Annotated in this window: 23 protein-coding genes; 10 read left to right on the forward strand and 13 right to left on the reverse strand. The window is 69.3% G+C overall.

Annotated elements, in window-relative coordinates:
* Positions 1-16 precede the first annotated feature (16 nt).
* From mqnC to DBP14_RS13635, 3 genes are all read right to left on the reverse strand, one after another.
* Complete coding sequence (gene mqnC / locus DBP14_RS13625) at positions 17-1,231, reverse strand: cyclic dehypoxanthinyl futalosine synthase (protein WP_129307490.1); 1,215 nt, start codon at positions 1,229-1,231, stop codon at positions 17-19.
* 118 nt (positions 1,232-1,349) lie between these two features.
* Positions 1,350-2,330 (reverse strand): A24 family peptidase, encoded by a 981-nt coding sequence (locus DBP14_RS13630; protein WP_129307491.1) that lies wholly within the window; start codon positions 2,328-2,330, stop codon positions 1,350-1,352.
* Positions 2,327-5,275 (reverse strand): bacterial transcriptional activator domain-containing protein, encoded by a 2,949-nt coding sequence (locus DBP14_RS13635; protein WP_129307492.1) that lies wholly within the window; start codon positions 5,273-5,275, stop codon positions 2,327-2,329. Before DBP14_RS13635 ends, DBP14_RS13630 begins: the two co-directional genes overlap by 4 nt.
* A gap of 287 nt (positions 5,276-5,562) precedes the next feature.
* Here DBP14_RS13635 and DBP14_RS13640 point away from each other — a divergent pair, with 287 nt between their 5' ends.
* Both DBP14_RS13640 and DBP14_RS13645 read left to right on the forward strand, forming a co-directional pair.
* Positions 5,563-6,207, forward strand: coding sequence for a hypothetical protein (locus DBP14_RS13640; RefSeq protein WP_129307493.1), 645 nt, complete (start codon positions 5,563-5,565; stop codon positions 6,205-6,207).
* Positions 6,208-6,230: 23 nt separating this feature from the next.
* Positions 6,231-7,253 (forward strand): hypothetical protein, encoded by a 1,023-nt coding sequence (locus DBP14_RS13645; RefSeq protein ID WP_129307494.1) that lies wholly within the window; start codon positions 6,231-6,233, stop codon positions 7,251-7,253.
* A gap of 43 nt (positions 7,254-7,296) precedes the next feature.
* Here DBP14_RS13645 and DBP14_RS13650 read toward each other — a convergent pair whose 3' ends face one another.
* From DBP14_RS13650 to DBP14_RS13690, 9 genes are all read right to left on the reverse strand, one after another.
* The gene (locus DBP14_RS13650; RefSeq protein ID WP_129307495.1) at positions 7,297-7,767 is read right to left on the reverse strand and encodes a pilus assembly protein TadG-related protein; all 471 of its coding nucleotides are present in this window, start codon (positions 7,765-7,767) and stop codon (positions 7,297-7,299) included.
* Positions 7,764-8,183, reverse strand: a complete 420-nt coding sequence (locus DBP14_RS13655; RefSeq protein ID WP_129307496.1) for a TadE/TadG family type IV pilus assembly protein — start codon at positions 8,181-8,183, stop codon at positions 7,764-7,766. Before DBP14_RS13655 ends, DBP14_RS13650 begins: the two co-directional genes overlap by 4 nt.
* A complete protein-coding gene (locus DBP14_RS13660; protein WP_347239648.1) occupies positions 8,180-8,560 on the reverse strand; it encodes a TadE family protein in 381 nt (126 codons plus the stop codon). The genes DBP14_RS13655 and DBP14_RS13660 overlap by 4 nt, the downstream gene beginning before the upstream one ends.
* A 229-nt stretch (positions 8,561-8,789) precedes the next feature.
* Positions 8,790-9,065, reverse strand: coding sequence for a hypothetical protein (locus DBP14_RS13665; protein ID WP_129311836.1), 276 nt, complete (start codon positions 9,063-9,065; stop codon positions 8,790-8,792).
* A 107-nt stretch (positions 9,066-9,172) separates the two neighbouring features.
* On the reverse strand, positions 9,173-10,093 hold the full coding sequence (locus DBP14_RS13670; RefSeq protein WP_164992324.1) for a type II secretion system F family protein: 921 nt from the start codon (positions 10,091-10,093) through the stop codon (positions 9,173-9,175).
* Positions 10,090-11,070 carry a type II secretion system F family protein gene (locus DBP14_RS13675; protein ID WP_129307498.1) on the reverse strand — a complete coding sequence of 327 codons (981 nt, stop codon included), beginning with the start codon at positions 11,068-11,070 and terminating at the stop codon, positions 10,090-10,092. Before DBP14_RS13675 ends, DBP14_RS13670 begins: the two co-directional genes overlap by 4 nt.
* A 2-nt stretch (positions 11,071-11,072) precedes the next feature.
* Complete coding sequence (locus DBP14_RS13680; RefSeq protein ID WP_129307499.1) at positions 11,073-12,380, reverse strand: ATPase, T2SS/T4P/T4SS family; 1,308 nt, start codon at positions 12,378-12,380, stop codon at positions 11,073-11,075.
* Complete coding sequence (locus DBP14_RS13685; RefSeq protein ID WP_129307500.1) at positions 12,377-13,465, reverse strand: hypothetical protein; 1,089 nt, start codon at positions 13,463-13,465, stop codon at positions 12,377-12,379. Before DBP14_RS13685 ends, DBP14_RS13680 begins: the two co-directional genes overlap by 4 nt.
* 17 nt (positions 13,466-13,482) lie before the next feature.
* Positions 13,483-14,193, reverse strand: coding sequence for a hypothetical protein (locus DBP14_RS13690; RefSeq protein WP_129307501.1), 711 nt, complete (start codon positions 14,191-14,193; stop codon positions 13,483-13,485).
* 595 nt (positions 14,194-14,788) lie between these two features.
* Between DBP14_RS13690 and DBP14_RS13695 the strand changes: the two genes are divergently transcribed.
* The 6 genes from DBP14_RS13695 to DBP14_RS13720 all read left to right on the forward strand — a co-directional run bounded on the left by DBP14_RS13695 (position 14,789) and on the right by DBP14_RS13720 (position 21,976).
* Entirely contained in the window at positions 14,789-15,295 is a 507-nt protein-coding gene (locus DBP14_RS13695) for a hypothetical protein (RefSeq protein WP_129307502.1), read from the forward strand.
* A gap of 102 nt (positions 15,296-15,397) precedes the next feature.
* Complete coding sequence (locus tag DBP14_RS13700) at positions 15,398-15,721, forward strand: hypothetical protein (protein ID WP_241740898.1); 324 nt, start codon at positions 15,398-15,400, stop codon at positions 15,719-15,721.
* Between the two features lie 12 nt (positions 15,722-15,733).
* Entirely contained in the window at positions 15,734-20,080 is a 4,347-nt protein-coding gene (locus DBP14_RS13705) for a DUF6531 domain-containing protein (protein WP_129307503.1), read from the forward strand.
* Positions 20,077-20,529 (forward strand): hypothetical protein, encoded by a 453-nt coding sequence (locus DBP14_RS13710; protein WP_129307504.1) that lies wholly within the window; start codon positions 20,077-20,079, stop codon positions 20,527-20,529. Before DBP14_RS13705 ends, DBP14_RS13710 begins: the two co-directional genes overlap by 4 nt.
* 375 nt (positions 20,530-20,904) lie before the next feature.
* Complete coding sequence (locus DBP14_RS13715) at positions 20,905-21,150, forward strand: hypothetical protein (protein WP_129307505.1); 246 nt, start codon at positions 20,905-20,907, stop codon at positions 21,148-21,150.
* A 409-nt stretch (positions 21,151-21,559) separates the two neighbouring features.
* Complete coding sequence (locus DBP14_RS13720) at positions 21,560-21,976, forward strand: hypothetical protein (protein ID WP_129307506.1); 417 nt, start codon at positions 21,560-21,562, stop codon at positions 21,974-21,976.
* A gap of 201 nt (positions 21,977-22,177) precedes the next feature.
* Here DBP14_RS13720 and DBP14_RS13725 read toward each other — a convergent pair whose 3' ends face one another.
* Positions 22,178-22,471, reverse strand: coding sequence for a winged helix-turn-helix domain-containing protein (locus tag DBP14_RS13725; RefSeq protein ID WP_129307507.1), 294 nt, complete (start codon positions 22,469-22,471; stop codon positions 22,178-22,180).
* A 157-nt stretch (positions 22,472-22,628) separates the two neighbouring features.
* On the opposite strand from DBP14_RS13725, the gene DBP14_RS13730 reads away from it, so the two are divergent.
* Together DBP14_RS13730 and DBP14_RS13735 are read left to right on the forward strand one after the other, a co-directional pair.
* Entirely contained in the window at positions 22,629-22,931 is a 303-nt protein-coding gene (locus DBP14_RS13730; RefSeq protein WP_129307508.1) for a hypothetical protein, read from the forward strand.
* 59 nt (positions 22,932-22,990) lie between these two features.
* On the forward strand, positions 22,991-23,269 hold the full coding sequence (locus DBP14_RS13735; RefSeq protein ID WP_164992207.1) for a hypothetical protein: 279 nt from the start codon (positions 22,991-22,993) through the stop codon (positions 23,267-23,269).
* The last annotated feature ends 195 nt before the right edge of the window (positions 23,270-23,464 follow it).

A 23,464-nucleotide genomic window follows, 5' to 3' on the forward strand; every position in this document is an offset into this window, starting at 1 on the left:
ACGGTCACCGGGAGGCTCAGTTGGACGCCAGCAGCTTCAGTTCGGGGTGCGCGGTGCCGCCCTCGATCGCCGTGGAGGAGATGTGGGAGACGACGCGGTCGTCGACGGGGTCGTTCGCCGGGTCGTCGTGGACGACGAGGTGCTCGTACGTCGTCGCCCGCTGCGCCGGCACCCGGCCCGCCTTGCGGATGAGGTCGATGATCTCCATGCGGTTGGAGCGGTGCTTGGCGCCGGCCGAGGAGACGACGTTCTCCTCCAGCATGATCGAGCCGAGGTCGTCCGCGCCGTAGTGCAGCGACAGCTGGCCGACCTCCTTGCCGGTGGTGAGCCAGGAGCCCTGGATGTGCTGGATGTTGTCCATGAACAGCCGGGCGATGGCGATCATCCGCAGGTACTCGAAGAGCGTGGCCTGGGTGCGGCCCTTCAGGTGGTTGTTCTCGGGCTGGTAGGTGTACGGGATGAACGCGCGGAAGCCGCCCGTGCGGTCCTGCACGTCCCGGATCATCCGCAGGTGCTCGATGCGCTCGGCATTGGTCTCGCCCGTGCCCATCAGCATGGTGGACGTGGACTCCACGCCCAGCCGGTGCGCGGTCTCCATGATCTCCAGCCAGCGCTCGCCGCTCTCCTTCAGCGGGGCGATGGCCTTGCGCGGCCGCTCCGGCAGGAGCTCCGCGCCGGCGCCCGCGAAGGAGTCGAGGCCGGCCGCGTGGATGCGGGTGATGGCCTCCTCGACCGACACCCCGGAGATCCGGGCCATGTGCTCGACCTCGCTCGCCCCCAGGCTGTGGATGACGAGCTTCGGGAACTCCTTCTTGATGGCGGCGAAGTGCTTCTCGTAGTACTCCACGCCGTAGTCCGGGTGGTGGCCGCCCTGGAACATGATCTGGGTGCCGCCCAGTTCGACGGTCTCCGCGCAGCGGCGCAGGATGTCGTCCAGGTCGCGGGTCCAGCCCTTGTCCTTGTCCTTGGGGGCCGCGTAGAAGGCGCAGAACTTGCACGCCGTGACGCACACGTTCGTGTAGTTGATGTTCCGCTCGATGATGTACGTCGCGATGTGCTCGATACCGGCGTACTTGCGGCGGCGTACGGCGTCGGCGGCGGCGCCCAGGGCGTGCAGCGGGGCGTCCCGGTAAAGGACGAGCGCCTCCTCGGGGGTGATCCGCCCACCTGCGGCGGCACGGTCGAGGACGGCTGTGACATCAACAGAAGCGAGGTCGGCCTTCTCGGACACCGGGCGTCCCTTTCGTCAAGGGTTGTGGACAGACCGGACCAGCCTACGTCAGCCCCTGTCGCCGCCCGACCTCAGGCCGCACCGGGCCTACGGCCTCAGGCCGCCCCGGCGTACGGCCTCAGGCCGCACCGGCAACGGCACCGGCCAGCAGCCCCGCGCAGGCACCGGCGATGAGGAACGGCCCGAACGGGATCGCCGTCTTGCGGCCCGCCCGCCGGACGACGACGAGCGCACCGCCGTAGAGCGCGCCGAACAGGAACCCGGCGAACGTGCCGAACAGCACGGCCGGCCAGCCGTACCAGCCGAGTACGGCGCCTGCCCCGAGCGCCAGTTTGACGTCGCCGAAGCCCATGCCGGCCGGGTTGACCAGCCACAGCACGAAGTAGCCGGCGCCGAGGGCGAGGGCGCCGTAGAGCGCGGTGGGCCAGTGCCCGGCGTGCCCGGGCAGCAGCGCGGCCACCCCGAGCAGCCCGAGCGCGGCCGCCGCGAACGGCAGCGTCAACGGGTCCGGAAGCCGCCGCACCCGGAAGTCCACGACCGCCAGCAGCACGCCGACGGGCGCGAGCAGCAGCCAGACCCCGACCTCGGGCCGCGCCCCGGTGGCGGCGGCGAGAGCGGCACACACGAGGGCGGAGGCGACGGCGAGAAGGGCGGAGGAGGGGGCCCAGGGACGGGCGTCGGAGACGACCACGGGACCGGAGTCCGGAGCGGGCGCGGGCGCGGAGTCCGGAGCAGGCGCGGGTGCGGAGGCCGGAGCGGGCGCAGGGCCCGGCGCGGGGTCGGAGTCCGGCGCGGGGTCGGAGTCCGGCGCGGGGTCGGAGTCCGGCGCGGGGTCGGAGTCCGGCGCGGGGTCGACGCCGAAGGCAACCGCGCGGCCGGGATCCGGAGCGGGCGTGGGGCCGGCGGTGGACGGCCGGGCGGCGGCGCAGGCCGGGCAGGCTGTCCGGCCCAGCCAGCCGCGCAGGCGGTGTTCCTCGGGGCAGTGGTCGCGCCACGGTTCGCCCTCCGGGACGGCGAAACGGTAGGCCGCGCGCGGGAGCAGCGTGCCCGCCGCCGCGCCCCACAGCGCGGCGGCGAGGACCAGCGCGAGGCCGTTCATCCCGCCGTGGCGGCGCGGTCGCGCCAGGTGGGGAGCAGCTCGTCCAGCAGGGCCTCGGTGCGCGGCGGCAGACCGCGGGCCCCGCTGCGGTCGACCAGCTCGGCGGCGCGGGCGCGCAGCCGGTCGGGGTCGCCGGTGGCGTGGGTGGCGCGCAGCAGTTCGTTCCACAGCCGCTCGTCCGCCGGGGCGGTCTTGAGGGCGGCGCCGAGCGCCTCGATCGCCTTCTCCGCGCGGTCCTTCTCCAGGTGGAACGCGGACAGGGCGAGCCCGGTGTCCGCGACGAGCAGCGGGAGCTGGGCGTCGATGATCTCGTGGGTGAGCCAGCCGTAGCGCCCCGCGGGCCGGTCGGCGAGCAGCGGGCCGCGGACGAGGACGAGCGCGTCGGTGAGCAGCCGTCCGCGTACGGCACGGCTGCCGACGCCCTTGCCCTGCGTGGCCTCGTAGTACAGGGAGCGCAGTACGTCCAGGTCGGAGACGACGGACCGGGCGAGCGTGAGCCGGCCGGTCTCGTCGGCCCGGAGCCGTGGGCCGCCGTCGGCGTCGGTGCCGAGCCAGACGCGCAGCCGTTCGAGGAGGGCGTCCCGTACGTCCTCGGTCACCCCACGCGGCCACAGCGCCGACGCCAGCACGCGCGGGTGCACGCCCTCGCGGTGCAGGAGCAGCAGCGCGAGGGCCTCGTGGAGCAGGGCGCTGCGGTCGCCGTCGGGGGTGTCGAGGCCGATGATCTCGTACGGCCCGACGAGGCGCGCGTACACCGCGGGGCGCCCCTGTTCGCTGATGTCGACGAGGAACGGCGGTGCGGTGGCGGGCCCGTCCGGGTCGCGCTCGGGGTCGGCCTCGACGAACAGTTCGACGACCGCGCGCTGCTGGACGGCCGGCAGCAACTGGGCTTCCAGCTCCAGCCCGAGGAGCGGCGCGAGCAGCTTGCCCTCGGGGGTGACCTCCATCTCCCAGGCGGCGCCGGGCAGTTCACCGGTCTCGGTGCCGACGAGGTAGCCGATGCCGAGGCGGCCGGCGTCGGCGGCTAGTTCGGCGAGGGTGACGGCGTCCTCGGCGGACGGCTGGGCGGCGAGCAGGACCAGGTGCGGGGCCCAGCGGGTGTGCTGGGCGGGCCCGGTGCGGCCGGTGAGCACCGAGTCGTGCCCGGCGGCGCCGAGCGCTCCGCGCCGCTGCCTCGTCTCGGCCTGCATGGTCTCGATGAGCGCCTCGATGTCGTCGAGGTGGCGGAGCCGGTTGGGGGCGAGCGCGGTGAGGTCCTCGCCGAAGCCGACGAGGGTGATCGTCATGCGGTCGGACCAGCCGTTGGTGGCGAGTTCGGCGGCGACGGAGGCGAACACGGCGGCCCGGTCGGCCTCGCGGCCGCTCAGCGAGACGATGCCGGGTACGGCCTCCAGGTTGAGCAGCAGCCGGGAGTCGTCCATGGTGCCGAGGCTGACGAGGCCGGGGTAGGGGGCGGCGGTGTCGGCGTCCTCGTACCGCTCGGCGTCCGCGCGGGACAGCATCCAGAACGTCTGGTCCTGCCCGAGCCGCCAGGGCGCGGGCGGCTTCCCGGACGGCTGGGCGAGCTGGAGGTGCAGATCGCCGTGGCTGAGCCAGGCCGCGTAGACGACGGGCAGCGGACGGGACTCGGCGGTGAGGGCGGCGGCGAGTCCGCGCAGCGAACGGTCCAGGAGCCGTACGGCGTCGGGGTCGGCGCCGACGAGCAGCGCGTCCTGCGCGTCCTGCGCGTCGCCGTCGGGCATCGGCGGCTCCATGCCGCGCCGGCCGCCGACGGCACCGAGCGCGGACTGCCACAGCGCCTGCCGGCGGCGCCGGCCGAGGGCGCCGAGGAGCCCGGCGGCGAGGAGGGGGGCGCCGAGGAGGGCTTCGGGCAGGCCGAAGGAGTGGCCGCTGCTCGCGGGGGTGGCGTGCGCCTCCTCCTGGGCGCCGGTCTGCTCGGTGCCCTCGGGGGCGGGCCGTTGGGCGGGCACGGACGCGTGGCCGGCGTTTCCGGAGTGCTCGGCGTTCCCTGAGTGCTGGGCGTGGTCGCCGGTCTTGTCGTAGTCCTGGATCTGCTGCTGGACGTGCGGGGAGACGTGGGCGTCGGGCAGTTCGACGAGTTCGCCGCCGTGCGCGTCGCCGGGCATCTCCATGATCCAGCCGGGCCGGATGAGGCTGGCCTCGGAGAGCCGCGAACCGTCGGGCTGGACACGGTCCTTGTTCAGCTCGTAGATCTCCTTGTACCGGCGGCCGTCGCCGAGGTGCCGTTGCGCTATCTCCCACAGGGAGTCGTGGTGGCGGCCCTCGGGCGGCTGGATCCGGTAGAACTTCGTGTCCCCGTGGCGCGCGGTGCCGTGCGCGGAGTGCGCCGCGGCCTGGTTCGCGTGCTCGGCGACGGCGGCGGCCGCCTTGGCCGCCTGCTCCTGCTGCTGGACGAGGACGCCCGGCGTCTGCTGCGCCGCGGCGACGGTGCCCCGCTGGTTGCCGTCCAGCTGCCCGTGCTGCCCCAGTTGAGCCAGCCCCGGAGTGAGGCTGGCCGCGGTGGCGCCGACGAGCAGCAGCGCGGCGACCAGTTGCCGGGCCAGCAGCTGGCTGGGCCCGGAACCGGGGACCCGGCCCGGCACGCCGACCCCGGACAGCGCCGCCTTGACCTCGACGAGCACGCACGCGGTGAACTGGGCCCAGGCGAGCCAGACGATGACCGTGAGGATGCTCAGGAAGGTGTGCACGGTGATCGGCTGCGTCAGCCAGTCCGACGACGGCACCCCGTGCGGCAGTGGCCAGCCCACCTCGACGGCCAGCGCCCCGGGCACACCGACGACCAGCACGAGCAGGGCGACGAACGCGAGGAACGCCTTGACGAAGTCCCCGACCGTACGCTGTCGCACACGCACCGGCTGAGGTGTCCGATTCCGCGGACCCGAGGGGCTGCTGCCCGTGGGGCCTGATGTGTTGCGTCGCGCCATGGCGGGTGTCCTGGGTCGTGGGTGGTCGCTGGCCGTGCCTGGGCCCGCCGGCCGGAGGCCGGACGGACGGAACCCAACCGAGATCCTATGCAGTGCCACTGACACGGCGAAGAGGTGTGGCTCCGCGCGGTACGGCACCCGGCTCCCGGTCCGGCGCCTTCACACCGGCCACCCCGCTTCCCTCACCATCCCCACACAATCCCCCATCACCGCCCCCGCCCCTGTCACACCCCCCTGATAACTTCGTTCCCTGCTGCACACACGCCGAACTCCGGGGGAGACTCACCGTGGCCGCCCGCACCTGGACCCTCATCACCGCGACGACCACCGCGGCCCTGCTCCTCACCGCCTGCGGCGGGAGCGGCGCCGACGACAAGCCTGACGCCACCAAGGGCGCGGCCACGGGCTCGCCCAGCGCGACGGCGCCCGCTTCGGCGTCGGCATCGTCCGACGTCACACGCCCGACGGTCACCTTGCCCAACAGTTTCAAGCTGACGTTCCAGAGCTGGACGAGCAGTGATCCGGTGAAGCAGGCGGTGCTCAACGACGGAAAAGAACAACTCCGCGCCGGCTACGCGGCGATCACTGCCGACACGACCAACAGCAAGGCGCTGACCTTTTACAACACCCGGGCAGGCCTGTCACAGGTCCAGCAGTGGATCAAGACGTACACGGACAAGAACCTCACGGTCATCGGCAAGTTGCCCGTGTATGACCCCAAGGTCAACATCGTCCACAAGAACGGCGCGACCTTGAGCTACTGCACTGACGAGAGCAAGGCGTACTCCAAAGACCGCAAGACAGGTGAGGAAGAGGGCAATCCTGCCGGCATGAACCCTCACGTCTACTACGTCATCACACTGGCCAGAAACGCCGATGGGGTATGGCAGACCATGTCGGCTCAATCACAGCGGGGAGATTGCTCACAGTGAGGTGGCGACTGGCGTCAGTACCGATGATGTCCGCGTCATTCCTCGCCGTACTCCTCTCATCCGTACCAGCCGACGCCATCGGACACGGGGGCACGTACGGCAACGCCAAGGGCACCGAACTCTCCGCCTCCGCCCACCACTCGCGCATCGAAGTGACCCAGGTCAGCGGCCCCACGAACGGCGATCGCGGCACCGTCTCGGCCACGGACGTGAACTGGAAGCCGCCCCCTTGCTGGTACGAACCCGTATTCTCCCCAGCGCAGTTGAAGAACTTCGCGGAGAATGACGGCGACGGTGACGTCGGTCTGCGTGACGGATGGTACGGATCGAAGCTCTGGACCGACCACTTCAAGGACGGGAAGGACGCGACCACCATCTTCACCACTCCTTCCACCGTGAAGGGGTACAAGAATTACAACCTCGGCAAGGACGGCTACTTCTGGCGTGGAGTCGCACCGGACCTGAGCACCCTCGACGACACCTCGCTGTGCAGCCGGCTCATGTTCTGGGTCGACGCCGGCAAGGTCCCCGACGTCCCGGACGCCCCGACACCGAAGACCCTCGCCGAGTACGCCTACAACAAGATCAAGGTTCCGAGCACCGCGATCCAGGTGAAGCCGGACACCAAGTCGACCGTGAATCTGCCCACCTGGGTATGGCTGGACAAGGGCCGCTTCCAAGCGGTCAAGGTCCGCGCCGAACTTCCCGACACGGGTCTGTGGGCCGAGACGACCGCCAAACCCGTCGCCCTGCACCTCGCCCCCGGTACCTCCGACGCCGAGACCTACCCCGCCTCCGGTGACTGCACCATCAACGACGACGGTTCGATCGGCACGCCGTACGAGAAGGGGGACGCCGACAAGACGCCGAGCTGCGGCATCACCTACCTCCACGCCACGAACGGCGCCCCGTACCGGTTGAAGGCCTCGATCACCTGGCAGATTTCCTGGAAGGGCTCCGACGGCAGCGGAGGCGACCTCCCCGACGGGACCTTCGCCACCACCCAGGACATGACCGTCCAGGAGATCCAGTCGGTCAACCGCTGAGCCGGAGTGAGCCTCCCGGCGGCGCAGACCGGCCCGCCCGGCGTCAGCCGACCTCGTTCCTCGCCTCCGCGTGGCCGTGGACGATGACGTCGCCGCCGTAGAAGAGGCCGGTGAAGACGGGCTGGTAGGTCAGCTGGACCTCGACCTCGACGTGCTGGGCGTCGGGGTTCACGCAGTGGGTCGCGGCGATGTCGGCCGGCGTCAGCTTCATCTCGCGGGCGAACGCCTTCACCCGGGCGTCGCAGTCCTGGTAGTTGATCGGTGCCGGGCCGCCCTGGTCGTCGTAGAGGGCTTCCTTGTCTATGTCCTGGGCGGCGTAGCGGGCGGCCTGTTCGGCGATGTCGGCGGCGCGTTCGCGCTTGGAGATGGACAGGCCGCCGTCGATGACGAACGCGGCGAGGGCGAGGAAGACGAGGGCGAAGATGATGACCGCGCCGGCGCCGGAGCCCCGGTCGTCCAGGCGCCGGGCGCGCGCCGCCCACCAGTGGCACAGGGGTCGTACGGCCGCTCTCATGCCGACCTCCGGTACGGGTCCAGCGACGAGGAGAAGCTGGCCGACAGGTGCGTCGGGATGTCCAGGCCCAGCATGGCCAGGCCGCGGACCTGGCAGCTGACCTCGACCGTGAAGAAGGGGTCGATCTTCGGGTTGAACCCGGTGCTCGTCTGGACGACGGACACCGGACCGGAGCAGACGTTCGCCAGATCGTCCGCCGCGACCCTGCGCGCCTCCCGCATGGCCGTGGCCGGGTCCTTCTGGATGGAGCCCGCGCGGGCGGCGTCCCGGGCGGCGCTGTCGACCGCGCCGCGGCCGTCGACGAGCTGGCCGAAGGCCACCAGGACCAGGATGAACAGCATCATCACCGGGGCGAGGATCACCACCTCGACGGTGGACAGACCACGGTCGTCCCGCGCGCGGGCGGCCGGCCTCACGGCGCATCATCCTTCACGAAGCGCTCCACCGGCCCCGCCGACCGCGCGTGCACCGTCAGGTCCAAGCCCGGGAACACCGTGGGCACATGCGCCGTGATCTGCAGCCCGACCGTGTTCGGATCGGTCTGGAGGGGTTCGACGTCGGGCGACAGGACGAGTTTCGGGCCGAGCTGGCCGATGTAGCTGTCGGCCACCGTCTTCGCCTCATCCGCCCACGTGCCGGGATGGTCGTGGGCCACGGCGCGGGCCTTGCGGGCACCGGCCTGGGCCGCCGCCTGGGCGACGTGGTCGGCGAAGAAGTACAGGGCGAACTGGACCGTCGCGAAGATCATGAAGAACAGGACAGGCGTCAGGAACACGAACTCGATCGAGGTCATACCGGAATCGCCGGACCGGCCGCGCGCGGCGTCCGTCCGGCGGCGCACGGTGTCCGTCCCGCGGCACGCCGCGTCCGTCCGGTGGCACCCGGCACCCGTTCGGCCGCACGCGGAGTCCCTCCGGCGGCGCGCGGCGTTCGTCCGGTGGCGCGCCCATCGGCGCAGTCGCGTCCGCATGTCCGTGGCCTCCCCCCGTCGTTCCGGTCGTCGTGTCGTGTCGTACGTCCGCTCAGCAGGTCTTGTCCGCCTGGGCACCCTGGATGCAGTTGCCGACGTGGTCGGCGCCGCCCTTCAGCGCCTTGGTGATGATCGCCGCCACCACTCCCACGATCGCCACCACGACCGCGGAGATGATGACCCACTCCACCGCCGAGGCGCCCCGGTCGAGTTCGCCGGAGCGGGCGCGGTCGACGCGGGCGCGCAGGAAGGTGACCAGGAAGTCCACCGCCGGGATCCCGGTGACGAGGCTCCGTCCGGTCGGCGTTCCGGTCGGCCTTCCGTTCATCCGTCCGTTCATGATGGGCAGTCCCCTTAGTCCTCTTCGGTCGGTCTGGCGAAACAGTCGGTGGTGCTGAAGACGCGGATGCGATGGGCGAAGGTTCTCGAAGCAGCTCACACCTGGAACACCCGCATCGCCGCCGGGAAGATCAGGAACACCAGGAAGCCGGCGCACAGCAGCAGCTGGGCGACCAGCATCGACTGGGACTTCTCGCCCGCGCTGCCCTCGATCTCGGAGAGTTCGCGGTGGCGCATCGTCTCGGCGCGGGAGGCGAGGGACTCGCGGACCTTGGCCCCGTCGTCGGCGACGAGCGCCAACGAGGCGGACAGGTCCTTGAGTTCCTCCACGCCCAGCTCCTCACCGAGCGCGCCGAGCGCCTGCCACTGGCTGTGGCCGGTGATCCGGGCGTCGGCGAGCGCGTTGCGGATGCGCTGGGTGGCCCAGCCGTCGGAGACCTCGGCCGCCGCCATCAGCGCCTCGGGCAGACCCCGGCCGCCGGCCAGGCTCATCGACACCAGGTCCAGGTACGCCCCGATGACCCGGCGCAGGTCCCGCCGCTTGTCCGCCGCGTCCCGCCGTACCTCCAGGTCGGGCAGGAAGAAGAACAGTGCCGCGCAGATCAGGGCGAGCCACACCGGGATGACCGGGCCGGAGCCGAAGCCCAGCGTCCACACCACCGCGAACAGCAGCGGCCCGAAGAACAGCCCGGCCACGCCCAGCAACACCTTGGTGGCGAGGAAGTTCTCCCAGCCCCGGTCCAGCACGGCGAGGTCGGCGCGCAGCGAGCGCTGCTCCCAGCCCTGCTGGAGGTAGAACTCCGAGACCCGGGCGCCGACCCGGGCGCGCACTGAGCCGAGGCGGCCGGTGTCGCGGGTCTGGCGGGAGGACTCGTACGCCGCTCCGCGCGCCCGCATCGCGTCGATCCGGGCGACCTGGGCGACCGCGCTGCGCTTGCTCGGGGTCAGGGCGCGGACGAGGGCGTACACCCCCAGGCCGAAGACGACCCCGACCACGATGGGCATGGTGAGACTCATCGCCGTACCCCCTCCTCCTGCTGGGCGGGTGTGCGGGGCCGGACGAACCGCACGGCCGACTCGTCGTGGACGAGGAAGCGTTCGGGTGTCTCGATGGTGGACAGCTTGCGCAGCCACCAGAAGCCCAGTCCGAACAGGGCGCAGACGAGGAGCAGGACGAGCTGGCCGACGGCGGTGCCGTACGGGGCGACGAACTGGCGGTTGAACACGGCGAGTCCGAGGACGAACGCGACGGACACGGCGACGACGATCTGCACGGAGCGGCGGGTGGAGGCACGCTGGGCCATCACGCGCTGCCGCATGTCGACCTCCTCGCGAGCCGACTTGGCGAGCGCGCCGAGCACCTGCCGCAGACCGGGGCCGCGCAGCCGGGCGTTGAGGATGAGGGCGGCGACGATGATGTCGGCGGAGGCGTCGTCGATCTCGTCGGCGAGGACCTGGAGGGCGTCCGGGAGGGGCGTCCGGGAGCGCAGCCGGTCGACGAGCGCGTCCAGGTGGGGCCGCAGCACGGGGGCGGCGGCGCGCGCGGACGCGGGGATGGCCTGTTCCAGGCCGACCGCGCCGGCGATGGTGTCGCGCAGCGACTCGGTCCAGGACGCGAGGGCCTCCACGCGGCGCATGGCGGCGCGTTCCTCCGCGGCGCCGCCGAAGAGGCGGTCCCAGAAGAAGACGAGGATGCCGGCGGCGATGCCGGCCACCGCCCAGCGGGTCACCAGCAGGACGGCGAGGCCGACGATCGCGGCGATCGAGCCGCGCTGCCCGGCGAACCGGAGGAGTTCGGCGGCCCGTTCGTTGGCCTTCTGCTTCTCGTGCGCGGGCTTGGCGGGCAGGCCGCGGATCGCGACGATCAGCAGCGCGAGTCCGCCGCCGGCGACGACGCCGCTGCCGAGGGCGTACAGGACGGTGGTGGAGAACAGCCCGCCGAGTGCACCGGGGTTCGTTCCGAGGTCCGCTGCGAGGTTCGTTCCGAGGTTCATGGTCACCCCCAGTTTCCGTGCGGCCGGTAGCCGTGGGCCATCAGGTCCTCCAGGCAGGCGATGGGCGCGTGCGGTACGACCCGTCCGTCGGACGCCTCGGCGAAGACCTCGCTGGAGAGCACCCGGCCGTCGACGCCGTTGACCTCGCGGACGGAGGTGACCATGCGCTGGAGCCGGCCGCCGGTCTGGTAGTCGTTGCGCCGCTGGATGAAGACGACGAAGTTCACCGCGCCCGCGATCAGCATCTGGCTGGCCTCGATGGGCAGCCGTTCGGACGCCTGGAGCGCGTAGGTGGAGATGCGGTTGAACACCTCGTGGGAGCTGTTGGCGTGGATCGTGGACAGCGAGCCGTCGTTGCCCTGCGACATCGCGTTCAGCATGGTGACGATCTCGTCGCCGAGGACCTCGCCGACGATGACCCGGGATGGGTTCATGCGCAGCGACCGGCGGACGAGTTCCGCCATGGCGATGGCGCCCTGCCCCTCGGAGTTGGGCAGCCGCTCCTCGAAAGCGACGACGTTCGGGTGCAGGTCGGTGAAGGTGTCGAGGCCGAGCTCCAGGGCGCGTTCGACGGTGATCAGACGCTCGTGCGGGGGGATCTCGTTGGCGAGGGCGCGCAGCAGGGTGGTCTTCCCCGCGTTCGTCGCGCCCGCGATCATGATGTTCTTCCGGGCGCGGACGGCGCAGGCCATGAAGTGGGCGACCTCGGGCGTCAGCGTGCCGTTGCCGACCAGGTCGGATATGAACACCTTGCCCAGGCGGGCCCGGCGGATCGACAGCGCGGGGCGCCGGGCGACGTCCATGACGGCGGAGAGACGGGAGCCGTCAGGCAGCCGCAGGTCCAGCTGCGGGTTGGCGGAGTCGAAGGGCCGGGAGGACAGGCCGGAGTAGGCGCCGAGCACCTGGATCAGCTCGATCAGCTCCTCGTCGGTCTCGGCGACGGGCTCGCCCGTCACCTCCCGTCCGTCCGAGTAGCCGATGAAGACCTGGTCGCAGCCGTTGATGTCGATGTTCTCGACCTCGGGGTCGTCCAGCAGCGGCTGCAGCCGGCCCACGCCGAACAGCGCGGCGTGCACGGCGGCGGCGTACTGCTCCTCGGTCTCGGCGTCCGGGGGCGTGCGGCCGGCGCTGATCTCCGCGCGGGCGTACTCCTCCAGGATCTGCGCGATGACCGCACGCGCGTACTGCCGCTCGTCCTCCGTGGACATCGGGGCGACACCGGCGACCTGGTCCTGGCGGCGCTGCTCGGCGATCCGGTCACCGGCGTCCTGCCGGAACCGCTTGACCAACTGGTGGTCGACAGCGGTCATCGGCCGGCTCCGAGGTGGCCTTGCCCGCCGGGGCCGGGCTGGGGGTGCTGGGGGGTGGGATACGGCTGCTGCGGCGGCTGGGACTCGTACGACTGCTGCGGCTGCTGGGGCTCGGGTTGGTACGACTGCTGGGGTTGCTGCGGCTGCTGGGCGTACTGCCCTTGCTGCGGCTGCCCGGTATGGGCGCCCTGCCCGGTCTGCGTGCCCTGCCCCGTCTGCGCGCCTTGCTGGGGATGCGGCTGGGACGGTGACTGGGCCTGGTGGTGCGGCTGCTGCGCCGGTACGGTCCAGGCGGCGCCGTACTGCTGGTACAGATCCGCGGTCACCTTGCGGGCGGAGCGGACCAGCAGGGACTTGTCGAGCCGTCCCCGCCTGCGGCCGGCCAGCTGGTCGGCGCCGGCGGGGTCGTCGGCGAGGGTGCCGAGGACGCGGGCGCCGGTCTGGGCGTGCACCAGCATGTCGTTGACCTGGTTGACCAGTTTGGCCGAGCTGCCCGGGTCGGTGATCAGCAGGACCCCGATGAGCGGGGTGGCGAGGGCGGCGGCGCCGCGCGGGCCGCCGTGCAGCTTGCTGGACAGGGCGGCGGCCCGGTCCCGGACGCGGGCCAGCGCCTCGGGTTCGGTGCGCGAGACGAGCAGGACGAGCGCGGCGTGCGGGAACAGTTCCAGGGCCGGAGTGTCGCCGCTGACGCGTCCGCAGTCGGCGATGACGTCGGCGGGGGCGTCGGGCGAGTCGGCGAGGGAGGCGAAGGCGCGCCCCAGGGTCGGCCACAGTCCGGCGAGCCCGGTGGCCTGCTCGGCGATGCCGAGGCCGACGAGTACATCGAGGCCGCCGCTCAACGGCTGCACGTGGTCCCAGAGCTGGTCGGGCACGAGGCCACGCCGCGCGGTGGCGGCTATGGACAGCATGCCGGTGTTGGGGTTGAGCGGCCCGCCGTGGGCGGCGGCGCTGCGGTAGACGAGGTCACCGCCCGCCGGGTCGGTCTCGGCGAGCAGCACGCGGCGCGGCCAGACCGCGGCGAGGGCGACGGCCGCCGTGGTGACGCCGGGGGAGCCCTTGTCGGCGGCGAGAGCGATGAGCGCCATGGGGTGGGTGCCGCCTTCTAGTTGCCGCTGTCGGAAACGTGCACGACGGCGACCGTGCCGGCGGACGCGGCCCGCGCGACGGCGGCGGCGTCGGTCTGGTCGACGAGGAGCGTCAGCGACAGGTTGCCGGTGCTGATGGTGGCGTTGCTGTCGTCGGCCCGCTTCTGGACCTTGGCGTTGTCGACGATGAGGCCGCCGGCGGAGGATGCCGCACCGGAGCCGGTGCCCTTGCCGCTCGTGTCGACGTTGTAGACGGCGACGGTGTCACCGTTCTTGATGTCTGCGGGGTACTGGCCCTCCTTGAGGGCGACGCCCACGACGGCCTTGCCGGCCGGGAGGGTGGAGCCCTCGGCGAACATCTGGCCCACGACGACCGTGCCCTTGTAGATGGCCGTGCGCGCCTTGAGCTTCATCAGTTGCGACCGCTGATCCCACTTGACGTAGTTGACGCCGTTGTCGGCGGCGACCATGACGGAGGTGATGTTGTCCTTGTTGACGGACTCGCCCGGCTCGATGTCCTGGGTCACCTTGATGACCTCGATCCGGTCGCCGGCGCGCAGCACGAGGGTCGTGGCACCGAGCGCGCCGAGCAGGATCAGCAGCACGGCGAGCGCGGCGAGGGCGGGCTTGCGCTCACGCGGCGGCGTGGGAAGCCGGTCACCGACCGGTGGCTGAGCCGGAGCGGCGGAACGACCGGCGCCCGCCCCCGTACGCTCTTGGATCTTCACGCAACCGCTCCCCGTACACCCAAGAAGGTCTCGCCTGTCACATTCCGTGCGTCGCCGGACACATCACCACCGGCGTCGCGAGGGCCGGGCGAATTACCCAGCGCAGCGGTGAGTGTCAAGCGATCGCACCGTATCAGCCGTACATAAGCCCCTCAAGGCGCGCCCGTGCACCCACCCCGGGCGGTAGCCGCGTTACCCCCTGCAACGGACCGCGAGGGGGCTCCAGTTACCCCCGGGGCCACACGCACCCGGCCTCCTGTGCACCAGCGAACCTCCGCCGGACCCGCGGCACTCGCCACCCCACACGTCACCACCCGACCACGCGCTCTGCACAATTCGCTCACGAAGGACGGGGGCGCTCATGTCGTGATCTTTTCCCGGCACCATCGCCCGTGAGGAGCCGGCCGGCCGGAGGCTCACCGCCGCCGGGGTACCGCTCCGTCCGATGCCACGCGGCGTCGACCGGCCCGAGCACCGGCACATCGCGCCCCATCCGCGCCCCAAACCACCCGCCGCCCCTTCCCGGCGCTCGCGGCAGTACGTAAGTTCCTGATGGGGCCGCACCGAACCGGCCACATCAGAACCGGGGGGCCCTGTGACCGCGACACCGACACCGACACCGACACCGCCCGAACCACTCGAGTCCTGGCCCGCGCGAACCCCGTTCGGCGCGGCCTGGCGGGGCGGCGCCGTCCTCGCCTTCGCGCTGGCGGGCATCGCGTTCAGTTCATGGACCGGCTCCAAGCTGATGCGCTACGACGACCGCCTGGGCGCCGGCCCGGCCATCGTCGTGTCGATGGCGGCGCTGGTCCTGGTCATGCAGTGGCTGCGCGCCAGGAACGGGTACGTGGTCTTCACCCTGGCGGGCAGCCTCCTCGGCGCCGTCGGCGGGGCCCCCCTCCTCCAGGCCGGCTACCTGTCCGCGCACCGCCCCTACCTCGCCCACTCCCCCTGGGCCACCGCATGGGCCTCAACGGCGGCCGTGGGCACGGCCATCGCCCTGGTGGCGATCATCTCGGGCACGGTCAGCGGCTACCGAAACCCCCGCCCGGTGCCGTCCCAGGACCCGGACAGAAAGGCTCCGGACTCAACGCGCACATAAAGTGCCTAGCTTTGCCTCCCGTTGACTTTATTCATACTTTCCGCATACCCGATCTCCCTACTGTCGAGCAGGTTGGCATGTGCACAGGGTCGAGTTCGGGGGATGGTTCGGGTGTCGGACCTGAAGAAGCAGGCGTCGTCGATGAACAAGGCGGCGTCCGGTCTGCGGTCGGTGGGCCGGGACCACACGGCGAAGCCGCTGGCGGAGTTCACCGCGCAGCAGCACGACTTGGGGGCGCTCGGGGCGCTGGGTTCGTTGCTGGGTGCGAAGAGTGAGATCGAGAAGGGCATGACCACCCTCTCCAAGCTGACGGAGCAGCTGGAGGACGAGTGGTCGGCGGAGGCGAAGCTGATCGGCGCGGTGTCCGACGCCTTCGACCTGCTGGACCTGCTGATCGCGGCCGAGGCCAAGGCGAAGAAGGGCTGAGGCGCGCGTCTCATGGTGGATCTCAACCCGCTTCACTACATCAACAAGTTCAACCACGCGATGGGCGACGACATCGCCAGTGGCCTGGAGTTCCTGGGCATCTCCGATCCGGCGGTGGATCCGGACGGCGTCCGGGAGATAGCGAAGAAGTGGCGCCACCTGGCCGGCGGCCTGGAGGGCGCCTCCTCGGCCGTGGAGACGGCCCTGAAGGGGGTGGAGTGGGAGGGGAAGGCCGCCAAGGCCTTCCACAAGCGCTCCAAGGACGCCCGCAAGCAGGCGACCGAGATGGCGCATGCCCTGCGCAAGGGCGCGAAGGCGCTGGACGACTTCGCGGACAAGGCACACGAGATGCTGTCCGAGATCGGCACGCTCCTCGCGGAGATCGCCGAGTTCGAGATAGCCGGCCTGGCCCTGTCCATCCTGACCGCCGGCGCCTCGGAAGTCGTGTCCAACCTGATGGCCGGCGAGCGTGCGCTGAAGGTGGTGGCGCTGGTCGGCCGGATCGAGGAGGAGGGCACGGCACTCGGCTCGGTCGTACGCGGAGTGATGGAGGTCATCCGCGGTATCGAGCGGGCACTGAAGGCGCTGAAGGAGATCCGCGGAGTCACCGCTGCGGGCAAGATGGCGGCCGAGGGCATGAAGTTCTCCGCGTTCACCACCCTCCTGGAGGACCCGGGCGCGTTCAAGGACCCCGGCAAACTCGCCGGCATCCTCACCGAGGGCGCTCTGATGGGCGTCGGCTTCGGTGTGCTGGGCAAGGCCCTCGGCAAGGGTCTGAAGGCACTCGGCCCGGCCGCCCTGGCCAAGCTCAGCAAGTCGATGGGGCTGGACTGCGCCGCCTTCGAACGGCTGAAGCTGAACCCCGGCTTCAACAAGCTGCCCGCGTCGGTCCGCAACATGGTCAAGAAGTTCGTCCGGGACCCGATCGACGTGGCCACCGGCGACATGGCCCTGACCCGCACCGACGCCAGCCTGCCGGGGGTGCTCCCGCTGATCCTGCAGCGCACGCACCTGTCGTCGTACCGCCACGGAGGCTGGTTCGGACCCACCTGGGCCTCCACCCTCGACCAGCGCGTCCAGGCCGACGACGAGGGCTTCGTCTACGCCACAGCCGACGGCGCCCGCCTCTGCTTCCCGCACCCGGACCCGGAGAACAACACCCCGGTCCGCCCCGCCACCCCCGGCTCCCGCCTCACCCTGTCCTGGGACACCGAAACGGACGGCGCGGTCCGCGTCCACGACCCCGACACCGGCCTGTCCTACGTCTTCCACTCCCCCGTCCCGGCCGCCGGCGACACAGCCGTCGACCTGCCCCTGCAGCACATCCAGGACCGCAACACCAACCGCATCACCATCGAATACACCCAGGGCGACATCCCCGGCGCCGTCGTCCACTCAGGCGGCTACCGCATCGCCTTGGACACCAACCCCGCCCGCTCCCGCATCACCGGCCTCCGCCTGATCGACCCGGCCCACCCGAACCGCCCCGGCACCACCCTCCTCACCTTCGGCTACGACGAACACGGCCACCTCACCGAGGAGTACAACTCCTCCGGCCTCCCCCTCCGCTACACGTATGACCCCGAAGGCCGCATCACCTCCTGGACCGACCGCAACGACACCACCTACTGGTACCGCTATGACGAACGAGGCCGAGTCGAAGCCACCGGCGGCACCGGAGGCTTCCTCGCCTCCACCCTCACCTACGACGACACCACCCGCACCACCCACGTGACCGACTCCCTCGGCCACACCCGCGTCTACGAACACAACGCGGACCTACGCCTGATCCGGGAGACGGATCCGCTGGGCAACAGCACCGTCCAGGAATGGGACGACCGCCTTCAACTGAGCAAGGTTGTTGACGCCCTTGGGCGCACCACGCGCTACACGTATGACGCGGACGGCAACCTTGCTCAGGTGCTGCGCGCCGACGGGCACACGGCAAGCGCCGAACACGACGAAAACGGGATGCCCACCCAGATCGTGTATGCGGACGGCGCGGTCTGGCAGCAGCAGTACGACGACCGCGGAAACCGAATCGCCGTCATCGAACCGACCGGAGCGACGACTCGCTACACCTACGACTCGTCCGGGCACCTGACCTCGGTGACGGACGCCCTTGATCAAGTGAGACTGTGCCACTGTGACAAGGCCGGCCTCGTCATCGAGGTCGTCGATCCCGAGGGCACATCGGTCCGATACCAACGCGACTCCTTTGGCCGACCCACTGCCATCACAGACCAACTGGGAAATACGACACGCCTCGACTGGTCCGTGGAAGGCAAACTCGTTCTTCGGGTCAACCCCACGGGCGAGCAGGAGTGCTGGCATTATGATGGCGAAGGAAACTGCACGGCACACAAGAATGCCAATGCTGGCACCAGCCGCTTCGAGTACACCAATTTCGACCTGCTGGCTGCTCGTGTCACACCCGCAGGCAATCGATATGAGTTCAGTTACGACACCGAGCTGCGCCTCATCCGGGTCACCAACCCCCAAAACCTGATTTGGTCATATCAGTACGATCCGGCCAGTCGATGTGTTCGCGAAAGCGACTTCGATGACCGGACACATACATATACTCATGACGCGCTGGGTCAACTGATCTCAAGGACAACCCCCATGAGGCAGACTATTCGTTTTGAGCGAGACGCACTTGGTCGCCTCACCCGAAAGGATTCATCCGGGTCCATTACGACCTACACGTATGACCCAGAGGGGCGCCTGCGGGAGGCAATCGGCCCCGATGCTCGCATGTCATTCCGGTACGACGATCTGGGCCACATCGTTTCCGAGGCAACGAATGGCCGCACGCTCACCCATGCCTACGATGTCCTTGGGCGTGAAACCAGTCGCACGACCCCCCATGGGACGAAGTCCGACCGCGTCTACGACTTCGCCGGCAACCGCACCACCCTTGCGATCAGTGGGCACACCGTCACCTCCGAACACGACCGCGTGGGGCGGGAGACCACCCGTCGTATCGGAAATCACCTCGCTCTGAGCTACACCTGGGACCGAGCGAACCGGCTCACGAACCAATCCGTCGTCGCTTCCGGTCGGAAGGTTCAGCAAAGGGCCTACACCTACCGGCCAGATGGACATCTGACAGGGATCGAAGACCTTCACCAAGGCCCCAGTCGCTTCAGCCTCGACGTCATGGGCCAAGTCACCACCGTCCAGTCGAACGACTGGACCGAGTCCTACGCCTACGACGACGCGGGCAACCTCACCGAAGCGGAGTGGCCCGACGCCCACCCCGATCCAGACGCCCGCGGTGGACGTGTCTACGCAGGCACCACCGTCCGTTCAGCGGGCCGCGTTCGCTACGAATACGACGGCGCGGGACGTATGGTGTTGCGCCAGAAGACCCGCCTGTCCGGCAAGCCTGAGACTTGGCAATTCCGTTACGACGCAGAAGACCGCCTCATCGCCGTGACCACTCCTGACAGAGCGGTATGGCGCTACCTCTACGACCCAATCGGCCGTCGAATCAGCAAACATCTGACGGCGAGTGACGGCGTCACCATCGCTGAGCAAGTCGACTTCACATGGGACGGCCCCACACTGGTCGAGCAGACGACCACCTCCGAGAAGCTGCCACACGCGGTCACGATCACTTGGGAACACGAGGGTGTTTCCCCTGTGGTTCAGTGTGAGAAGGTCACAGCGAGGACCGATCAACGCGAGATTGACAAACGCTTCTTCGCCATCGTCACGGACTTGGTCGGCGCACCCACCGAGCTGATTTCGGAACATGGGGAGACGGCCTGGCGCATGCGTCGCACGCTGTGGGGAACGACGACTTGGGACCGGAACGCCACTGCCTACACGCCACTACGCTTTCCCGGCCAGTACTACGACCCTGAATCCGGACTTCATTACAACCATTACCGATACTACGATCCCCTCATCGCCCGGTACACAACATCGGACCCGCTCGGCCTGGATCCCGCCCCCAATCCCGTCACGTACGTCCATAATCCCCATACGTGGATCGACTACCTGGGGCTGGCCGCACGCGGCCCCAAAGACCCGCTCTACCTAGGACAGGGCTACCGGGGCAGAATGGACACCTGGCAAGAAGGGACCAGAGGTACCGACTTCGAAATCCACGTATACGACAAGCGAGGTAGAGAGGTTGGTATCTTCGGCAGTGACGGATGGTTCAATAAGCACGGAAAGTCTGCGGCGGAGGCAGACGTCCCGGGCAGTGTTGAGAACGCTCTGAAGGGGAAGGCCGTCGACTTCATGAGGGGCACCGGACGCCTCGGACCCAAGGGAATCCAGGACATCACAGGCGACAAGTGGAAGCGTCCGCGACTCGCCACAGAGGAAGCGAGCTGTAAAGGATGAAGTACGTCAAAGCTGAATGGAATCCATCTCTTCCAGGATTCCACACCGACCCCAGCGAGTATCTCAGAGAACTCTCGGTTCTACAGGGAGGTATGCCGCCCGGAGCCCGCGAATTTGCCTTGGAGCCCGGACATTACAGCTTCCGCAGCCGGCGATGCGTAAAGGACCTCGAACTCTCCGCCGTCTCAATCCCCGTACGCAAGCAGGGACGCCTCACCATCACCTTCTCGCCGAATGACTGGAAGCACGACAACGGTCTCACCATCGAATACCTGGGCGTGACCCATTTCTCAATCGATCGAGAGCAGTCGATCGACTGGATGGAGTCCGAAACCATCGTCCTGGACGAAATCCTTCCCCACCCTGACGGCTGTTCACATGAGATCGCTCTGTCGGACTCGTCAATCACCGTCCACTGCGCCGACCTGCTAGCCATTTGGGGCCCGTGAGGTCAGGCACAATATCCGGTCTCTCAGCGGCTCCTGCATCGTTTCGCCTGTTGACCAACCACGTTTTGATGACATCTCCTCGAAAGCCGGCCACGATCTGGTTTTCCGCTATGTCCCCGCCCTGGACCGATCGCCGTGGGACCTCCAGGAACGGCTGTACCAGTTCGATCCCGCGTCAGAAGCCCGGGCTGGGCCTGGTGGGATCTCACGCAGACCAGCGACGTGCGCCCATCATCGAGGGCAGGGTCGCGGAGCAGGGCATCGGCTACCCCGGCGACGGAAAACAGACGTACGTACTGGACCCCGACAGGGATTGCTGGAGCCATAGTGTCGGAATCAACGGCGCAAAGAGCCCTCGCAGCTACCCTACAGGCCGTGTCGGGAATCGACGAGGACCTACTACGGCACACCGCGAGCCACGGACGAGTCAGCAGCACCCAGCAATTGGCTGCCCTCCGCGAGCAGTTGGAGCAGGTCGCCGTACAGCTCTCCTCCTCCCCGCTCCCGCCCAAGCCGCAGCGGCTGCGCGGCATCGGCCGCGTCATCACCGACTCCTGGCCCTACGACAATCCACTGGCAAGCCTCATCCTCGAAGCCGAGCAGCTCTACCTCAAGGCATAGCGTTCCGGAGGGCTTCGAGGTGCCGGCACCGCTCTCTCCACGGCATCGGAGAAACGCGCAGCGGGGTACTCGCCCGGCACGTTGCGCACAGCCCCATCTTCCCGACGCGTCACGAAGCGTGCAATGCGGCAAAAGACTTGGCAGGCATCCCGCATTGCGCATTGCGCGCAACCCGTGCGCCAGTGGATTGTCAGCGGAAATGCCAGGCGAGCTGGGAACTCACCCGGTCATGAGGGAGCACAGAAAACGACGACCTTTCCTGCCGGGTCGGCGCAGACAAATAGTGTGGGCGGGACGCTATATCGCTGCCCTCGGCCTATCGCCATGGGACCTTCAGGAATAGCTGTACCAGTTCGATCCCGAGTCATGGATATCGGCGTGCGTTTCTTCCGATCACTGAGGGCAGTTGATGAAATATATCGGATTCTATCGTGAACTAAATGAGGGAAATTCTGAATCCTACCACGAGAAGATTTCCATCACACCCCTGCCCTCATACCCGGTTTCCGAAGTGAAGAATTATCTCAATTCCGGACATCCAATCCTTGACGTCACGGAGATGACGGTGGATGTGATCAACGGAAAGTTTCGCGTTCCTGGCGGATCCTCGGTGCTCACCGATGGTTCGTTCGTCTGGCGACAGGATTTGGCTTGCTACGTCGAACACTATGGGGTCGCACTACCGCACGACTTCCTGCGACTCGCCGCTTCGACCGGCTACCGGACCCCGCCCGTTGAGCAGCAACGTTTGATCGACATCTCACTGTCGGTCAGCCGCGACTTGGGTTTCCGCACCGATCCAGGAGCCGGCCCACGCCAACGGTGACGCTACGGCACAGGAACCCGGAATACCCGGCGCCGCCAAGATCTCAGCCTCGTCCTGTCAGCGGTACGGCCGGGCGCGGACGCCCGGGGCACTGCTGAACCGGTAGTCCAACCGCCACCTTGTTGACCACCTTGCCGAGGAGGCGTACCTGGCCCGAATCGAGTTTGTTGGATCGGCAGCCCATCCACGCGGCGAGGCGCACTACGCCGAACCGTCCTCCTCCGCCTTGCCAGCCTCCACCTCCGGGTACGCGACGAACGATCCCTTCGACGGGAGAGTGACCACCAGACCCCGCTCCCTCAGTTCCCGCGTCGCTCGCCGAGCGGTGAGGTGGGCGACCCCGTACTCGTCGGCGAGGTCCCGCTCCCCCGGCAGCCTCGCACCAGGCCGCAATTCGCCTGCCTTGATGCGCGCTGCAATGTGATCGGCGACCTGCATGTAGACGTACGCGATCTGGTGGGGGTCGATCGGTGACCCGTGCGAGTCGGCTGCCATTCGAACACCGTACGACACCACTGACCTGCATAGATCTATGGAGCACGGTTAACCGCTATACACCACCCACAAGCACCCAGTACGCTCCGCTCAGAGACCCCGGCGACGGATGCAAGCCGTCCCGGGGCATGGCCAACGCTGAACAAGGAGCGTCGACATGCTGGACCTTATCGTTCGGGCCCTCTCCTGGGTGCTGAGCTCGCTCACCCCACGGCCGCAGGGCCGTCATCGGCTGGGCGCGCCCCCGCCCCTCCGGTTGATCCCCGTCCCGCCGCCCCCGTCTCGCTTCACCGAGCTGCTCGACGGCAGCGCGTCCGCCGTCGTACGCCCCTACGTCCTGACACCGGACGAGCGGCGCCTGCAACGCGAGCGCCGTCGAGCCGCCGGTCTGGCGACCCTCGGCATCGACGTCGGGCCACGGCGCATTCACGGCCTCCGGGTACCGGCGGGCGCCCGGTGACCCGGCCGGCCGTGCGGATGTGCGCGCGCTGCGAGCGCACGACGGATGAGCCGCTCCTCGTGCACGAGGTGCATGCGGCGACCGGGCCCGGCTTCAACGTCTACGCCTGCCGGAACTGTGCCGGGCACTATCCGCCTCAGGCGGACCCGCTCCAACTCCTGGAGCCGGCCCGTTCCAGCTCCCGCATGAGGCTCCGCGTCTACAGGACCGACGCCGAGGGAGCCGTGACCGAGGACCGGGGCACGGTCGAGATCCTGGCCGACGGCCGTAGCGCTCCGGTGCCGCGCACGACCGCGTATCCGCCGTGCGGCTGCGCGCGGTGCGGAGCGGCGCGTTAGCAAAGGAGGAATGGGCAGGACATCGACTCGTCCGCGTCACGTCGACGCGGGCGGGCCGTCCCTCGTTTGGGCAAGTTCACATGGTGGGTCGCGCCCCATGAGCCAGCTAAAGCCCGGGTTTGGGGCACTTCCAGGGACCCACCCGCCCTGGCGGCGCCGTGAGCCCCCCGATACCGTCGGTGTCCTTGGCTGAAC

Source organism: Streptomyces sp. L2 (assembly GCF_004124325.1).
Classification (GTDB): domain Bacteria; phylum Actinomycetota; class Actinomycetes; order Streptomycetales; family Streptomycetaceae; genus Streptomyces.

What these genes read in the sequence shown, in the direction of transcription:
- DBP14_RS13630 (WP_129307491.1), bottom strand. Translation starts at nt 2,330, where the DNA reads ATGAACGGCCTCGCGCTGGTCCTCGCCGCCGCGCTGTGGGGCGCGGCG.
- DBP14_RS13670 (WP_164992324.1), bottom strand. Translation starts at nt 10,093, where the DNA reads ATGAGTCTCACCATGCCCATCGTGGTCGGGGTCGTCTTCGGCCTGGGG.
- DBP14_RS13680 (WP_129307499.1), bottom strand. Translation starts at nt 12,380, where the DNA reads ATGACCGCTGTCGACCACCAGTTGGTCAAGCGGTTCCGGCAGGACGCC.
- DBP14_RS13660 (WP_347239648.1), bottom strand. Translation starts at nt 8,560, where the DNA reads ATGACCTCGATCGAGTTCGTGTTCCTGACGCCTGTCCTGTTCTTCATG.
- DBP14_RS13710 (WP_129307504.1), top strand. Translation starts at nt 20,077, where the DNA reads ATGAAGTACGTCAAAGCTGAATGGAATCCATCTCTTCCAGGATTCCAC.
- DBP14_RS13705 (WP_129307503.1), top strand. Translation starts at nt 15,734, where the DNA reads ATGGTGGATCTCAACCCGCTTCACTACATCAACAAGTTCAACCACGCG.
- DBP14_RS13635 (WP_129307492.1), bottom strand. Translation starts at nt 5,275, where the DNA reads ATGGCGCGACGCAACACATCAGGCCCCACGGGCAGCAGCCCCTCGGGT.
- DBP14_RS13730 (WP_129307508.1), top strand. Translation starts at nt 22,629, where the DNA reads ATGCTGGACCTTATCGTTCGGGCCCTCTCCTGGGTGCTGAGCTCGCTC.
- DBP14_RS13645 (WP_129307494.1), top strand. Translation starts at nt 6,231, where the DNA reads ATGATGTCCGCGTCATTCCTCGCCGTACTCCTCTCATCCGTACCAGCC.
- DBP14_RS13665 (WP_129311836.1), bottom strand. Translation starts at nt 9,065, where the DNA reads ATGAACGGAAGGCCGACCGGAACGCCGACCGGACGGAGCCTCGTCACC.
- DBP14_RS13700 (WP_241740898.1), top strand. Translation starts at nt 15,398, where the DNA reads ATGGTTCGGGTGTCGGACCTGAAGAAGCAGGCGTCGTCGATGAACAAG.
- DBP14_RS13720 (WP_129307506.1), top strand. Translation starts at nt 21,560, where the DNA reads ATGAAATATATCGGATTCTATCGTGAACTAAATGAGGGAAATTCTGAA.
- DBP14_RS13725 (WP_129307507.1), bottom strand. Translation starts at nt 22,471, where the DNA reads ATGGCAGCCGACTCGCACGGGTCACCGATCGACCCCCACCAGATCGCG.
- DBP14_RS13675 (WP_129307498.1), bottom strand. Translation starts at nt 11,070, where the DNA reads ATGAACCTCGGAACGAACCTCGCAGCGGACCTCGGAACGAACCCCGGT.
- DBP14_RS13685 (WP_129307500.1), bottom strand. Translation starts at nt 13,465, where the DNA reads ATGGCGCTCATCGCTCTCGCCGCCGACAAGGGCTCCCCCGGCGTCACC.
- DBP14_RS13650 (WP_129307495.1), bottom strand. Translation starts at nt 7,767, where the DNA reads ATGAGAGCGGCCGTACGACCCCTGTGCCACTGGTGGGCGGCGCGCGCC.